General features: G+C 51.8%; 11 protein-coding genes. 4 read left to right on the forward strand and 7 right to left on the reverse strand.

The window, feature by feature from the left end:
* Window positions 1–85 precede the first annotated feature (85 nt).
* From Q3A88_RS17330 to Q3A88_RS17360, 7 genes are all read right to left on the reverse strand, one after another.
* Complete coding sequence (locus tag Q3A88_RS17330) at window positions 86–628, reverse strand: ArgP/LysG family DNA-binding transcriptional regulator (RefSeq protein ID WP_317178338.1); 543 nt, start codon at window positions 626–628, stop codon at window positions 86–88.
* A gap of 188 nt (window positions 629–816) precedes the next feature.
* The gene (locus Q3A88_RS17335) at window positions 817–2,790 is read right to left on the reverse strand and encodes a methyl-accepting chemotaxis protein (protein WP_317178339.1); all 1,974 of its coding nucleotides are present in this window, start codon (window positions 2,788–2,790) and stop codon (window positions 817–819) included.
* Window positions 2,791–2,959: 169 nt separating this feature from the next.
* A complete protein-coding gene (locus Q3A88_RS17340) occupies window positions 2,960–3,448 on the reverse strand; it encodes a GNAT family N-acetyltransferase (RefSeq protein ID WP_317178340.1) in 489 nt (162 codons plus the stop codon).
* Window positions 3,449–3,584: 136 nt separating this feature from the next.
* Window positions 3,585–4,781, reverse strand: a complete 1,197-nt coding sequence (locus tag Q3A88_RS17345; RefSeq protein WP_205530891.1) for an MFS transporter — start codon at window positions 4,779–4,781, stop codon at window positions 3,585–3,587.
* A 136-nt stretch (window positions 4,782–4,917) separates the two neighbouring features.
* Entirely contained in the window at window positions 4,918–5,472 is a 555-nt protein-coding gene (locus Q3A88_RS17350) for a TetR/AcrR family transcriptional regulator (RefSeq protein ID WP_317178341.1), read from the reverse strand.
* A gap of 106 nt (window positions 5,473–5,578) precedes the next feature.
* Entirely contained in the window at window positions 5,579–5,974 is a 396-nt protein-coding gene (locus Q3A88_RS17355; protein WP_014915409.1) for a cytochrome b562, read from the reverse strand.
* Window positions 5,975–6,280: 306 nt separating this feature from the next.
* Window positions 6,281–6,709, reverse strand: coding sequence for an OsmC family protein (locus tag Q3A88_RS17360; RefSeq protein ID WP_010275011.1), 429 nt, complete (start codon window positions 6,707–6,709; stop codon window positions 6,281–6,283).
* Window positions 6,710–7,028: 319 nt separating this feature from the next.
* On the opposite strand from Q3A88_RS17360, the gene Q3A88_RS17365 reads away from it, so the two are divergent.
* The 4 genes from Q3A88_RS17365 (at window position 7,029) to Q3A88_RS17380 (ending at window position 14,853) form a co-directional block, all read left to right on the forward strand.
* On the forward strand, window positions 7,029–7,718 hold the full coding sequence (locus tag Q3A88_RS17365) for an expansin EXLX1 family cellulose-binding protein (protein ID WP_010275007.1): 690 nt from the start codon (window positions 7,029–7,031) through the stop codon (window positions 7,716–7,718).
* A 288-nt stretch (window positions 7,719–8,006) separates the two neighbouring features.
* The gene (locus Q3A88_RS17370; protein WP_110162871.1) at window positions 8,007–9,404 is read left to right on the forward strand and encodes an SrfA family protein; all 1,398 of its coding nucleotides are present in this window, start codon (window positions 8,007–8,009) and stop codon (window positions 9,402–9,404) included.
* A gap of 2 nt (window positions 9,405–9,406) precedes the next feature.
* Window positions 9,407–12,394 carry a virulence factor SrfB gene (locus tag Q3A88_RS17375; protein WP_014915412.1) on the forward strand — a complete coding sequence of 996 codons (2,988 nt, stop codon included), beginning with the start codon at window positions 9,407–9,409 and terminating at the stop codon, window positions 12,392–12,394.
* Complete coding sequence (locus Q3A88_RS17380; protein WP_317178342.1) at window positions 12,391–14,853, forward strand: putative virulence factor; 2,463 nt, start codon at window positions 12,391–12,393, stop codon at window positions 14,851–14,853. The genes Q3A88_RS17375 and Q3A88_RS17380 overlap by 4 nt, the downstream gene beginning before the upstream one ends.
* Window positions 14,854–15,067 lie beyond the last annotated feature (214 nt).

Raw genomic sequence — 15,067 nt, forward strand, 5'->3', positions numbered from 1 at the left:
TCTGTTTGCTCACAAAACGGGCATTTTACCTCAACCGTTGCCATCAGGCTCTTCTTCTAAATATTTAGGAAAACAGATGAACATTCTACCTGACGATCACCGAGTTGAATACGTGACCAAAAATCTGTGAGCAATACGCGCGGTAACGCATCGTTCCTAAATATTCTACACCACAGCCTTGAATCGGTTCCGGGCTAGCGCTGACCGCTGCCATGACGCGACCTTCACGCAGCAAGGTTGCCGAGTGTTCCTGATCCTCGACAAGGATATCGAGCAAAATACTGGATTGGTGACAGGCATCGTCCATCGCATCCAGAAACCATCCGTCTATTGAATCCGCATTCACAGCCACTGAAAGACTCTGCCTGGCCGGCATTTCAAGCGTGCTGAAAAGCTCACTCTCCAACATATCTATCTGTTCAGCGTGTCTAAGTAACGCTTGCCCCGTCAGCGTTGCCCGACACGGATTGCCCCTTACGATCAGTACCTGACCAAGCTGATCTTCTAACTGCTTGATACGCTGGCTGATAGCAGACGGTGTGACGTGGAGTTTACGAGCCGCAACTTCAAAGCTGCCGCTACGGACAATCTCCATGAACGCTCTCAAACAGGGGTAATTCAAGTGCATGGTTATTTTTTCTTAACAATATCATGATGATTTAATTTGCCTTAATTAAAGGTTCGATACAACTTTCACAACGTGACGAATGCCATATGCGATGTTGAAGAAAACTCAGGGGGATGTGGAGCAAAAATTACGGAAGGATTGAAGATGTCACCCGGCAACCGTTAGGCTGCCGAGTGACGGTGTCACTTTTATTTTAACAACGCACGAGGTGACACGTGCTGCTGTTCCAAACGAAAATGCTCTATCGCCTGCGCTAACGACATGGACTGATCTTCCAGCGAACTGGCCGCAGCCGACATTTGCTGTACCAGCGCGGAGTTTTGCTGCGTGACGCCATCCATTTCATTGACGGCAATCGTGACCTGACTAATGCCTTTCGCCTGCTCATCCGATGCCGTGACAATCTCACCGATGATACTTTGTACCGAGCTGACGGCGTGTGTCATATCCTGCATGGTTTTACCGGCATCGTTCACCAGTTTAACGCCGCTTTCAACACGCTGACTGGATTCCTCAATCAGTGCAGCAATCTCTTTCACCGCACTGGCGCTGCGCTGTGCCAGGCTGCGAACTTCCGATGCCACAACGGCGAATCCTCTTCCCTGCTCGCCCGCTCGCGCCGCTTCTACCGCGGCGTTCAGCGCCAGAATGTTGGTCTGGAAAGCGATGCTGTTAATCATGGCGGTAATATCACCAATCTTCTTCGCACTCTCATCAATCTGCGACATCGTCTGAACCACCTGACTGACCAGCGATTCGCCGCGCTGAGCAATCTTCGTGGCATTCTCTGTCAGCGTCGTGGCCTGATGAGCATTGTTGGCATTGTGTTTCACCGTAGCGGTGATCTCCTCCATACTCGCCGCGGTTTGTTCCAGCGCAGCGGCCTGCTGCTCCGTACGCGATGCCAGATTGAGGTTACCGCTGGCAATTTCCGCCGCGCCTTGTCGCACGGAATCACTGGCGTCTTTGATCTGTCCGACCACCTGACGCAGCTGTGACTGCATCGTATTCAGCGCGAAGAACAGACTGTTACGATCGTTGGGTTGCACGTCAATCACATTACTCAGTCGACCTTCAGCAACCGCCAGCGCAATGGTGGCCGCTTCGCGTGGTTCACCACCCAGTGGTTTAAGCACTTTACGGCTGAATACCCAGCCCAGCAGCGCGCTCACCAACAGGATACTGATCACCATCATGATGACGGCATTCATTAACTGGCGTTCAGACGCCGCCATCACCTGGCTCACAGGGACAACAATGGCCAAATGCCATTTATCTGTGCTGTTGCCGATAGCAATGGGTTGCCAGGTAATCAGGGCTTCTTCACCCAAAATGGCATCGTCGTGTTGTACCACTGAGGACGTGAAGTTGTCCGTCGGCCCTTGCCAGGCTTTGCTCGTCTGGGATTTATCCGGATAAGAGATGACTTTACTCTCACTGGATAGCAGCATCGCGTAGCCGCCGCCTTCCCAAGGCTTAATCTGGTTAACTTTTTGCTGTAATGACGCAAGGGAAATGTCTGACGTAACGACGCCCCACAGTTTACTCTGGCTGACAATCGGTGCGGCGACTGATGTCAGTAGCGTAGGTACGCCGTTGTAAGCATAAGAGTAGGGTTCGATGAGCGTATCTTTCTGGCTCTTTTGCGGCAACAGATAATAATCGCCCTGGCCGGGAGTCAGGTAGGACTGCAGAGGGTGCATCTTGTAATTACCAGCCTGATCGCGGTCAACAAACCAAGCGTAGCGGCCTTTAGGTGCCTGACCCGGCTGATCGGCAAACTCGGCGTCACGACCGTCAAACACATTCTCTTCAAAAATGACTGAAATCGAGAGGTATTCTGGGTTATCCCGCAGGGCATATTCCATCATTTTATCGACCACCGCGCGGTCTTTAATACCTGCAGCGGGCAATGCAGCCAGCCCTTGTCCGAGGTTATGCGCCACATCTCGGGCGTAGTTGAGTTCCTGTTGAATTCTTAATGCTTCGCTTTGGGCTATCTGCTGTAAATAGCGTTCGGCCAGAGATTTTTGTTCCTTACTAGACTGCCAGCTGAGCACCCCAATGGTGACGGCGAAACCGAGTGCGATAGTTAATGCGCCAGTTAGCAGCACTTGAGCGCGGGTGCTCATTGGTTTTTTTTGTATTAATTGTTTGGCCATTATGGCTCCCCTAGAGTTGATACTTATCGTAATCAACATTCCGTTGCAATGAGCTCCTACTATTTGTTTATCGGCGTCTTTTTTTTGAACTTTAGTTACACAGATGTGAACAAAATGGTGGTATCGGGAGTCTGTGGTCGTTGAGGTGTACTTGCCCTGTTTCGCTGGGTTAATGGCCGTCTGATGGAGGGTTCGGTTCCAGGTTTTTGTGCATGTTAAAACCGGTGATTTGGAAGCCATTTTTTTCATATAACGCCTTGGCAACCGGATTATGTGCAGCCACTCTTAGCCCGATTTCGCCAATACCTAATGCCGTGAGCGCGACGTCCATTGCGGCAAGAGAGGCTTTACCGAAACCACGGCCCCGCCACGCGGGCAGAAGGCAAAAATCAGAGACCCAGGCTGCGTGTTCTTTCAGAACTACCCACAAGTAGCCAATGATGACGCCTGCATTATCTGAGGAATGAATGCACCATAACTTATTGGCTCTCGTGTGAACACCCTGCGGTAGCGCAATATCGATCGATTGCGTGGCGATCGCCCTCGCCTTTTCCGCCTCATATCCCCGGGATTCTTGTAGATCCTGGGCATATTCAAGAATAAAAAACTGGCGATATTCGGGGTAATCCCCCTCAGCCATATCCGTTAAATTTACCATTGTGTTCACTTTCCCAGTTCAGAGTAACGGCCAGTCTCGCAACCGTAATTTATCAAATCACTTATGATCAACGTAATCAATAGCGTGGAACAGATTGCGCGGTTCGGGTAACACGAAACGGAACCGCGCAGAAACATCAGGATGGGGTGTCAGATGCCGTTCTGGCCGCACGTTCACGGGCGGAAGACGAACAGATAAATGCCAAAATCACCATGACAAGTACCGGCAGCATGGCGATGCGTAACCCCGCAACCTCGCCAAGGAAGCCCAGTGCAGGCGGGCCGACGAGGAAAGCAAAGTAGCCCAACGTTGCCGCAATCGTGACGCGAACGGCACTGTTTTCTCCGCTTCCTGCGGCAGAAATGGTGAGCGGGAACCCCAGCGATGCACCGATACCCCAGAAGATAACCGCAGCGGCGGCCAGCAGCGGCGCATTAGAGAAAATGACCAGTGTCAGCCCAAGTGCGGCGGAAGCGGCGCTGAAACGGAGCATATTGACCTTGCCGAAGCGATCGACAAAGTATCCGCCGGCAAAGCGCCCCAGCGTCATACCGGCAGTGAAGCCGACATAAACCAGCGTCCCCGACGTGTGACCAAAGTTGTGACCATCGATCATCAATAGTGGCAACCAGTCGTTGGCAGAACCTTCGGCAAGCGCCATCGCAAGAATAACCACACCGAGAATCAGCAAACGGCTGTCTTTAAGTTCGTTGAAGACCTGCGTCTTGTAGTCGCCCTTTTCCTCTTGCTCAGAACGGGCCAAATCGCTCAGCCACGGCATTTGGCGCATCAGCACAATCGCGGTAAGTATCGACAGTGCTACGGCCACCACAAAATGCAGCGTAGTATTGATGCCAAACGCCGTCATCGCCATCCCTGTCAACGCGCCGACCAGCGTTCCCAGGCTAAAAAAACCGTGCAGCGTGGTCATCAGGCTTTTATTCAGATGCTGTTCAAACGCCGCCCCTTCAATGTTGATAGCAATATCAACCAGACCAACTCCCGCGCCGAAAATCAACAATCCCATAAAGGCGCTGGGCGTGCTTTGAATCGAAAGCGACGCCGCAAGTATAAGTAGCCCAAGAAGCAGCAGCAGGAATCCTCCGGCCATGGTTTTACGGATGCCGAGGACATTAATGACTTTACCTGCCCCCAATACGCCGAGCATTGAACCACATGAAAAACCAAACAAAATCATGCCCATCGTTTCCGTTGAGGCATTCAGAACGTCACGCATCACAGGGGTTCGGGTCACCCAGGTTGCCCACGTAAAACCGGGAATGAACATCAGCCCGAACAGTGCAAATTTATTGATAGCGGGTTTTGTGGTCATAGCTCTCGTCGTCTTTATTTAAATGGCTTCGTACATATGTACGAATAACTATCGCACGAATATACACCGTTTTGCATCTGTTTCATCAGGTTCTTTTTTTAATCGGAAATGCCTGACAAGATCGCGCCAAGCGAAATCAGGAGGTCAGTTTGATTACCGTATTGAGGATGTCTTCACGGCTGACAGCTTCATTATTGAGATAGTTATGGATCGTATATCCTTCAATCACCGCATCCAGTGAACACGCGGTTGCAATGCTGAAATGGAGGTGAAGCGATTTTCTGCTGCGCGTCATCCACTCCTGCAATATCAGCCGATACTCTTCTTTTCGCGATGCCAGCGCGTACAGTTCAAAACTTAACGTCAGGTGACGCGACGTTGCCCAGATATCTCCACAGATCAGATCAACCACGGCTTCACGCGCGCTGTCGATATCCTTTGCCTGCTTGAGGCGGACACGGAATGCATGTGAGATACCATCGACCATATAGATGAACGCGCTGCTCAACAGCAATTCAATACTGCTGTAGCGGTAGGTTAGCGTCCCCGGTGACAATCCGGCCTGCTGCGCTATTTTTCGGTAGGTTGCCCCTCTCACGCCGTGATCCAGTATGACTTCCAACGCAGCTTCAAGAATTCTGCTTTGTGTATCTTTGCCATCATGCGTTGCATCGTGTGATGGTGACGTCATCCTGTTTCCCCTTAGCTGGCAATTCTGACTGTCATAACGTTTATAATAAAAAAAACCGCCAGTGAGTGCGATCCCACTGGCGGCTTTATGGTAAACGAAAAGCGGCTTAGCCTCTCAATTTACTGTGGTATTCGCCTTTTAATGTGTTGATTTCAGCCAATACCGCTTTGGCTTCGCTCAATTTACCGGCATCCGCCAGAGCCTGTGCGCTGTCCACTTTTTGCAAAATCTTATCCAGACCTTCCACATAGGCTTTTCTGTCTGGGCCATCGGCAGGCTGTTTGGCGAAATCAGGTGGCACCTGCGTTTTAGCGTGCTCGACGTGCTCACGGAATGTGCTCAGCGCGGTTTTCAGCGCAGCGGCATCGTCCGCTTTAGTGGCGGCGGTATAACTTTTCTGCATACCACGCATGTCTTCCGACGTGCTAGCGTTTGCCAAAACAGGGGTCAGCAAACTACCGGCCAACAGCACAGAAAAACAGATCTTGGTCATTTTATTCATCTTGAACTCTCGCTTGTGTTCCACAGCACGACATACTCAGAGAATCTGACCACCACAAACCGGCCAGCCCAATGTTGCTCTTGTTATATTGCGTCCTACGCCATAGCCCGTATCACGCAGCGATGACAATGCTAATTTTATGGTTATTATCGTAAAGATGTTAAATTATTTTTAATCGTTTCGCTGTTTTTAATTGTATAAATGTAAAAAGGCTTACTGACACGACGCCAGTAAGCCTTTTGATCAACACAATTTTTATCGGAACAGCCTGGCTCAGCTGTTTGTTCTTAGTCCAACTACTCGAACTTAATTCAACTGATAGGCCAGCGTAATCTCGGCCTTGAGCACTTTTGATACCGGGCAGCCCGCTTTCGCTTTTTGGATGATGCTATCAAACGTCGCTTCATCAATACCCGGCAATTTCACCGTACTGTGCAGTGCGATTTTGGTGATAGCGAACCCGCCATCGACTTTATCCAGCGACACATCCGCCGTGGTATCGATCGACTCAGGTTTATGTCCTTCTTCACCTAACATCAGCGAGAGCGCCATAGAGAAACAGGCCGCATGGGCCGCGCCAATCAGCTCTTCCGGGTTCGTGCCGGGCTTACCCTCAAAACGGGTATTGAAGCCGTAAGGTTGCTGTTGCAATGCACCACTTTCCGTTGAGACGGTGCCTTTTCCCTGCTTGATATCCCCTTCCCAATGCGCTTGCCCTTTCTTATGAATCGTCATGCTGTCTCCTCTTCATCGTTCTAGATTAGCCATTGGCAGCTATCCGCGTTGGCGCGAAATAATATTGTCGACCTACCCTTTAAACCGTAGAACACCTTCTGAATAAATCCAAGTAAATTATTCACGCGCATAATCATTTTGCTCTATAGAAATAAACCCAGTGATATATTCACTGCTTTACTTTTTTAAGATAAAACCGATTTACCTATTTATACAAAAGACCGATTATTCAGGTGCCAAAAAATGGATTTCCGTTTTAGCGTTTTTATTTTTACCACTCACCTATGTTATTAATCTTGAATCATATTGGATGTGAAACATGAATAAAATAACCTCATTAGCCTTGTCTGCATTATGCGTTATTCCCCTAATTAATACCGCTCACGCCCAGTGGGAGCTGGACGACATCTGTTACGGCTACGCTACCGCAACAGGCTCTGGCTATCAGGGCGGTGCCCTTTTGCTGGATCCGATCCCGCAGAACATGGAGATCACGGCGTTAAACCGGAATCAACTGGATTACCGTGGCGTGAAGGCATCGCTGGCTGGGGCCTACCTAAAAGTGAATGGACCAAAAGGCAGTACGGTGGTTTATGTCACTGACCTCTATCCCGAAGGTGGCGATTGTGCATTGGATTTATCGTTTAATGCTTTTGAGAAAATAGGCGATCTGCGAGATGGGAAAATTAATATCGACTGGACGCTGATCGAAGCGCCAGTAAATGGCAACGTTATTTATCGTATAAAGGAAGGTTCAAATCCTTATTGGGCAGCGGTGCAATTCAGGAACGTAAAATATCCCGTTATTGAAATGAAATATATGCGCAATAACCAATGGATTGCTGCACAGAAAACCGATTATAACCACTTTATTGTTGAACACGTTGGAATGAACGATATTCCCATTGAATTTACCGACGTAAAAGGTAATGTCCTCAGCGATACGCTGCCGCCGATGTCACAAAGCACCTCATCCGCTTACCTGATCACGGGTAACGTACAGCTTTAATTCTCACGGCCTTGAGGGAGGCTGACGTCGCGCAGCATCCCTCGTTTCCGCAAATCACTACTGAAAGAAAATGCATCATTTTTATCAGCATTTTCATCATATTATCTGGATGTGGTCAGTTGCACGTGCGTAAACTTCTCGTTTCCCACTTTTTCTATTGCTCAAATATTTGTTAGTTTTATCACTTCTTTAAGCGTTTGATTCGCCATCATTCGCACTACAGTATACCCTGTCGCAGATTACACTCTATTTTCTGCTTTAGGCATCATTACAAAAGGTCTCTTTTGCGTGGCAAAATTATTTTTACGTAGTGGAAGTTTGGATGATTTTCTGGCGCTGGGTGAGAACGGGCAGCCAGTTTACTCATCAGCACTTCAATTGCGGGAAACGTTACGTCTCAGAAAACAACAGCAGATTGCCGATTGCCTGGCGATTCCCCAACCCAACGAGCATGGCGACCGCATTGACTGGTATTCGCCGGTTGACGGTAAAGTCACCTCCTGGATTGCCGCGAGCGAAGAAGAACGAGAAAAGGCGTTGGCGTTACTGGAAACCTATCAAGCTGCGGTGGCCGACATCAGCCAGCGTGCGCAAAATGCAGAAAAAGCAGGGCAGAAACTTTTTGGTGTCCTGCTGGCAAAAGCGATACAGTTCCCTGGCGCGAACCACGTCTATTTGGTTGATGGCAAACCCGTCTTAACGTTCTGGGGCTTCGTCAATCTTGATAAGAAATCCCGTCTTGATGCATTGGACTGCCTGCGACCTGTCATCAAGGAAGCGGAACCGCTTTTTGTTGCTCCCGTTCCCGCAGCAAGTACACCAACACTGCCGCTGGTTGAACCCGTTTCCGAGCCTGAACCTGAACCACAGCCGGTCAGCCCACCGGAAGCCGTCGAGCCCGCGCCAGCCGTCGCCGCGGCGATACCAGCCCGCCTGCCGTTTTTCCGCCTGTGGTGGCTGTTACCTGCCGCCGCGCTGTTAGCGATTTTGTCATTGCAAATACGTGGCTGCGTGTCAGGACAAGACGACAAGCCAGCATCCGATTTAGCCGCGACGGTCAAGCCAGAAAAACGCGCCCTGCCATCTTCTACTCCAGCTGAACCTGCGCCGCAGCAAGAAAGCACACCTGTTCCACCTGTCGCAGAAAAAGAGGTCGTGAAAGCCGCTGAGCCACCAGTTTCTGCTGCGCCTGTAGCAGAAGCGGTCAAACCAGAAACTCCTGCGGCCACGGAACCAAAAGAACCTGTTGCGCCGCCAGTTGAGCCCGTTGTTGAGCAAGTGCCAGCGATTCCTGCGGGCAAAGACGATCTCGTCATGCCAGCCGACGAGGTGAAAATCGGCTCCATCAAATTCCTGAACGGCAACTGGCGCGTCATTGTTGATGGCAAAGCGCCGATTACCGGCAGGCCGCCTAGCCTGCGCTACCAGATTCAAAATGGAAAAGGCACGGCACGTATCACTCATGGTGACGGTGTCACGTGTCGCGCTAACGTTGAGGCAGGATTAATGAGCTCTGGCAATCTGATTATCAACAGCCGTTCCGGTGCCCGCTGTTCCGATAATTCTCGTTTCCAAATGCCAGAACTGGTCTGTAAACAAGGCGCTTCCGGCGCTGCGGCGGAGTGTATCGGTCGTTACGACACAGACACCGTTTTCCCGATGACGATAAAGCGCGAGAGTAAATAATCATGCTGGCGACAATTACCGATTATAAACAACGCATTACGTTGATTCAGGACAGCGGAATTCAGTTTTTGGATTTTGCCTTAAAGCCGCAGTTTTCGGCTGAGCAGCCTAACCGCTATGTGCGTAAAAGTGCCAACGGCCCTCTGCTGCACCTGCTGTACGATGAACACTCGGACAAATTCCTGCTGCCTTCTGCCACTGGGATGCCGCCGGAGGTAGTGAAGCCTGAGCTGAGTATTTCGCTTGAGCAATCGCTGAAGCTGCTGGAGAACATCTGGCTGCCGCTGCCTTTCTTCCGCTTTAATCCGCCGCGCACCTTCATGGGCGGGCCGGATAACTGGGCGCGGATGCAGATTCTTGCGTTAGATAAGCCCGACCAGGACGGCAACACGCACCGTATTTGTCTGGCGTTCGATACCAAAACTTACCCGGAAGGCCACGAATACGAGTCGCTGGCACCTAATGCCAATGACATTAAAACCGGCGGGAGTTTCGCGCTGGCTTATCACAGCGACGAACTGGGTGAATTCCTTGATGAAACCTGGGTCGACGGCTGGCTGCGCGAAGTCTTTACTCAGCGGGTTAAAGCGTTGGAAAACCGCGACAGCCACGATGTGAAAGTGGCGCTCAGAGGGTTTGAATATCAGGCACATTACCTGAATGTGTTGGATATGCTGGGAAATCAGCTCGAAATACCGGAAATCCGCATTAATACCAGCACGCTGCAGGAACCGGCGGTCAACGTTGACCTGATTTTGGATGTCGGTAACTCGCATACCTGCGGCATTCTGGTTGAGGATCATGCAGACGAAAGCAACGGTCTGAAGCAGACCTATGAACTGCAATTGCGCGATCTGAGTGAGCCACATTATCTGTACAACGAACTGTTTGAGAGCCGCGTTGAGTTCTCGCAGGCGAAGTTCGGTAAAGAAAACTTCTCGGTAGAAAGCGGCCGCGATGACGCCTTTATCTGGCCATCAATCACCCGTGTCGGACGCGAAGCCAGCCACATGGCGCTGCTGCGTCAGGGAACGGAAGGATCGAGCGGGATTTCCAGCCCGCGCCGCTATCTGTGGGACGAAGAAAGCTATGCGCCAGGCTGGCGTTTCAGCCAGACCGACGCGCATTCGCAGACCGAACCGTTAGCGACAGCCATGCCGTTGACCATCATGCTGAATGATGAAGGCCAGCCGCTCTACAACCAGCCGCTGGAAGAGCGTTTACCGGTGTTTTCACCGCACTACAGCCGCAGTTCGATCATGACATTCATGCTCTCCGAATTGCTGGCACAGGCGCTGATGCAGATGAACAGCGCCGCTCAGCGCTTGAAGATGATCCACAGCAGCGCGCCGCGCCAGTTGCGAAATATTATTCTGACGCTGCCTTCCGCGATGCCGAAACCCGAGCGTGAAATTTTCCGTCGCCGTATGCATGAAGCGATCGCGCTGGTCTGGAAAGCGATGGACTGGCATCCGATGGATGAGGATTTCACCACGCCAGCCGACAAGCAGCAGAGCCGGGTTCCGGTGCCTGACGTGCAAATCGAGTGGGACGAAGCCACATGCGGACAGATGGTTTACCTCTATAACGAAGCGCAGGTGAACTTTGGCGGCCGTGCGGAAGATTTCTTCGCCAGTATGGCGCGCCCCGATAAAGAACTTGATGAGGGTGAACCCGCTGGCAAAACGCTGCGCATTGCCTCAATCGACATCGGCGGCGGCACCACCGACCTCGCCATTACGCAATATCTGCTCGATGACGGTGTCGGCAACAACGTTAAAATCATTCCCCGCCTGCTGTTCCGTGAAGGCTTTAAGGTAGCTGGCGACGATATTCTGCTGGATGTGATTCAGCTTTACATCCTCCCTGCGCTACAGGCTGCGCTGAAAACCGCTGGAATGGCCAGCCCGGATGCGCTGATGGCGAAGCTGTTCGGCAATGAAGGCCGTATGGACGCACAGCTCACGCTACGCCAACAGGTGACGTTGCAGGTCTTCATCCCGATTGGCCGGGCGATTCTGGAAGCCTATGAGCGCTTTGATCCGCTGGACACCAGCGCCGAGATCGAATCCACCTTCGGCGAATTGCTGGAACAGGCACCAACGGAAAAAGTGCTGGAATACATCAATACAGAAGTGCAACGCGAACTGCCAGTCAGTGACAAGGTCTTCGATATTTTGCAGGTGCCGCTGATTCTCAAACTGAGCAAACTGCACGGCGAATTCCTGTCTAACAAGATGAACATCACGCAGAATCTGCGCCTGATGTCTGAAGTGGTGTCGCTGTATTCATGCGATGTGCTGCTGCTGACCGGTCGCCCTTCGCGCTTCCCGGGGATTCAGGCACTGTTCCGTCACCTGCAGCCACTGCCGATTAATCGGATGCTGTCGCTGGATGGTTATCACACCAATGACTGGTATCCGTTTAACAAACGTGGGCGCATCGACAACCCGAAATCCACTGCCGCCGTCGGCGCGATGCTGTGCCTACTGGCTCTCGATCTGCGCCTGCCGGGCTTTTACTTTAAGGTCGGTGATTTCCAGCCTTATTCTACGGTGCGCTATCTCGGCATGATGGACAGCAGCAACGCGCTGACGCTGGATAACGTTTACTATAGCGATATCGATCTGGATGCGCCGGATTTCGAGCTTGACCCGAAACTCAGTTTCCAGGTGCGTGGCTCACTCTGCCTCGGCTTCCGCCAGTTGGACAACGAGCGCTGGCCTGCGTCCTCACTTTATATGCTCTCAATCGTCGATCAGGATTTGGCGCGTAAGGTCGTCGGCGACAGTAAGCTTCGTGTCCGACTGGCCGTAACGAAAGGCGATGATCAAGACAGCCCCGAACGCTTTGAGATTGCCGATGCGGTGCTGGAAGACGGCACCCGCGTTCCACCACAGCATTTACGACTCAAATTGAACACATTATCCGCTAACGGCTCAGGTGCGACCCATTATTGGATCGATAGTGGGAGTGTATTTAAAAAATGAAACGATTAACGCCCAAACAGCTCTCTACCCGACTTCACGGCCAGCTACAGGCCGTCGCGCAAGGTGTTGAACAGGCTATCGACTGGGTTGAAAGCACACGCCAGAACGCCCCGCGTCTGGATATCGAAGCCGACCGCCTGATCGTCAAACTGCGTCGTAATCACAATAAAGCGCAACACCTGTCCGACGTGGCGCAGAAAGAGATCGCCATCGGCTTTTTTGGCCTGTCTCAGGCGGGAAAATCTTACCTGATCGCGTCGCTGGCCGGGGGCGAAAACGGCAAGCTGGAAACCGCTTTTGAAGGGCAACAGCTGGATTTTATCGATAACATTAATCCGTCCGACCGCGCAACCGCGCTAGTCACTCGCTTTAGCCGACAGTCAGGCGTGAAGAACAAATCGTTTCCCGTTCAGCTGCAACTGCTCAGCGAACTGGATATCGGTAAGATCATGGCCAACGCGTTTTTAAACGATCTCAATCAAGAGACCACGTTTGAAGAACTGGACGAGCGCCATATTGCCGAACACATTAAAACGCTGTTGATGCACCGTCAGCCAGAACTGGTTGAGGGGATGAGCCGCGATGAAGTCGTCGAACTCTGGGACTATCTCGCGCGGCACGATGTTAAGCGGCAAAAACAGTTGGAAGCCCACTTCTGGCCAGTTGCGATTGAATTAGCGCCTTACCTCACCGTTGACGATCGCGCCCAGCTCTTCTCCGTACTGTGGGGCGAGCTGAATTCACTGACTACCGCATATCGTCATTTCAGCCACACGCTGCAACACCTGTCCGGTACGCGCAAGCTGTTAGCGCCGCTGCGGATACTGGTGGATGATGAATTAAATCCGGCAGACGGTCTGATCGACGGTTCTGCGCTGGAACGCTTGCACAGTGCCGACGATCCCGGCGTGTTAGTGCGGCCGGTTCAGAATGGCCGTGCGGGGAAAACGACGGAGCTTTCGCTGGCTGAATTAACAATGCTGACGGCGGAGCTGCTTATCCCACTGCATTTGCCGCCTAAAGAAGCGCTGTTCGAGCAGGTTGATGTGCTGGACTTCCCCGGTTTTGGTGAGATTCGCGAGGCGCGGAACGAGCCACCAGCAAGACAGCAAAGCACACAGCATCCACTTGCGCACACGCTATTGCGAGCGAAACGCGCCTATCTGCTGGAGCGCTATACCGATAATCAGGAAATGAACGTACTGATGGTATGCAGCGCGGCGGGCAACCGCGCTGACGTTAAAGTGGTCGGCAAGGCGCTGGACCACTGGGTTAAACAGACGCAAGGCGAAAACGCGCAGGTTCGTAGCCACCGTAAACCGGGGCTGATTTGGGCGGTCACCCGTCACGATCGCCGTATTACGCACGGGCAAAACTATGATGCCGCGGTACAGCGCTATGTCGGTAATCCGGGCGACGCCTGGGGAACGATGCTGGCGATGGATAAACGCGGCGTGGCGCGGATGGCAACGTGGCTGGGCGCGGAAGTTCACCGGGATGTAAAACTAGGGCGCATCAGCGAACAGCTTAGCGAACTCCAACGAGAACTCAGCGATAACCTGCTGGGTAATTGGTATCTGCCCGTTGATGTTGACGATCCGGCGGAAAAACAACGCATTGCAGAGACCTTGCTCAAATCGCTCCAGACTCGCACCGGCGTGCACGGTGAACTGTTGGAACGGCTGCTGCCTTCGCGTGATGAGCTGCGCCGCCTGTACCTGCAGCAGAAAGGGGCAAGCTATGGCGGTTTCCACGCTGATGCCGAAGACCTTTCCACCCCATCAGCGCATAGCGATCCGTTTGGTGTCGGAATCGAAATCGATCTGTTTGCTGATGAACCGATCGCTATCGATCAGCCTGCACCGCCGATTTTGACGATCGATCACGGCTATGAGGCAGATTACGCGCATGGCGTTTATCGTTACTGGATTAACTATCTACGTGGCCTGCCGGAAAATGCCCCGCTTCTCGATTTGTTGAACGTGCCGAAAGCGACGATCGAAATGCTGGTTGAAGAATTGATTACCGGCAGTATCCGTTTGCGGATCGAAGAGGCACTGGTCGATATGCTGGTCGACGGTGAGCAATTGGGTATTAATCGCGAGAATAAAGCTGACCGGCAGGTTTCACGCGTGCTGACCATTCTCGGTGACTTCGTTGCCTGGCTCGGCTTCCAGCAGCTCGATGAATCCCTGCGCCCTGCCAGCCGCATCAATCGTGGTCATAAGATTTTCGCTAAACCCGAAAAGCAGGCCGTCAGCTTTGGTGCTTCACAACGCTTAACCAAGTTGTCGCTCACGCCGACCAACAATACCGCGTTTTATATCTATGACTGGCTGGTGGGTCTGAATGAAATGATCATCCAGAATGCGGGCTATTCCGCTGCGCGAGAAGTCAGCGATGAACAGCGTGAGCAGTTGGGCACGATTCTGGCGTTGATTAAGCCTGCTGAAAAATAATATTCGGCCTATTGCTATCGCCCGAGAAAACATGGCGTGACATTGTCACTAACTTTTACGCCATGTTTTCTCTGTAATACCTTCCCTCTACATGCCTTTACCGCGCCTATCGTTCTGAAAAATCTTATTGACGAACGCTGGATTCAATCTATACCTAAGTTGATATCTTTCAATTAATAAGCGTTGACGTTCCTCTATCTGTTAGCCATTTCCA

It is taken from the genome of Pectobacterium sp. HCp5_1, assembly GCF_032905925.1.
Taxonomy (GTDB): Bacteria; Pseudomonadota; Gammaproteobacteria; order Enterobacterales; family Enterobacteriaceae; genus Pectobacterium; species Pectobacterium brasiliense_A.

What these genes read in the sequence shown, in the direction of transcription:
- Q3A88_RS17330 (WP_317178338.1), bottom strand. Translation starts at nt 628, where the DNA reads ATGCACTTGAATTACCCCTGTTTGAGAGCGTTCATGGAGATTGTCCGT.
- Q3A88_RS17335 (WP_317178339.1), bottom strand. Translation starts at nt 2,790, where the DNA reads ATGGCCAAACAATTAATACAAAAAAAACCAATGAGCACCCGCGCTCAA.
- Q3A88_RS17340 (WP_317178340.1), bottom strand. Translation starts at nt 3,448, where the DNA reads ATGGTAAATTTAACGGATATGGCTGAGGGGGATTACCCCGAATATCGC.
- Q3A88_RS17345 (WP_205530891.1), bottom strand. Translation starts at nt 4,781, where the DNA reads ATGACCACAAAACCCGCTATCAATAAATTTGCACTGTTCGGGCTGATG.
- Q3A88_RS17350 (WP_317178341.1), bottom strand. Translation starts at nt 5,472, where the DNA reads ATGACGTCACCATCACACGATGCAACGCATGATGGCAAAGATACACAA.
- Q3A88_RS17355 (WP_014915409.1), bottom strand. Translation starts at nt 5,974, where the DNA reads ATGAATAAAATGACCAAGATCTGTTTTTCTGTGCTGTTGGCCGGTAGT.
- Q3A88_RS17360 (WP_010275011.1), bottom strand. Translation starts at nt 6,709, where the DNA reads ATGACGATTCATAAGAAAGGGCAAGCGCATTGGGAAGGGGATATCAAG.
- Q3A88_RS17365 (WP_010275007.1), top strand. Translation starts at nt 7,029, where the DNA reads ATGAATAAAATAACCTCATTAGCCTTGTCTGCATTATGCGTTATTCCC.
- Q3A88_RS17375 (WP_014915412.1), top strand. Translation starts at nt 9,407, where the DNA reads ATGCTGGCGACAATTACCGATTATAAACAACGCATTACGTTGATTCAG.
- Q3A88_RS17380 (WP_317178342.1), top strand. Translation starts at nt 12,391, where the DNA reads ATGAAACGATTAACGCCCAAACAGCTCTCTACCCGACTTCACGGCCAG.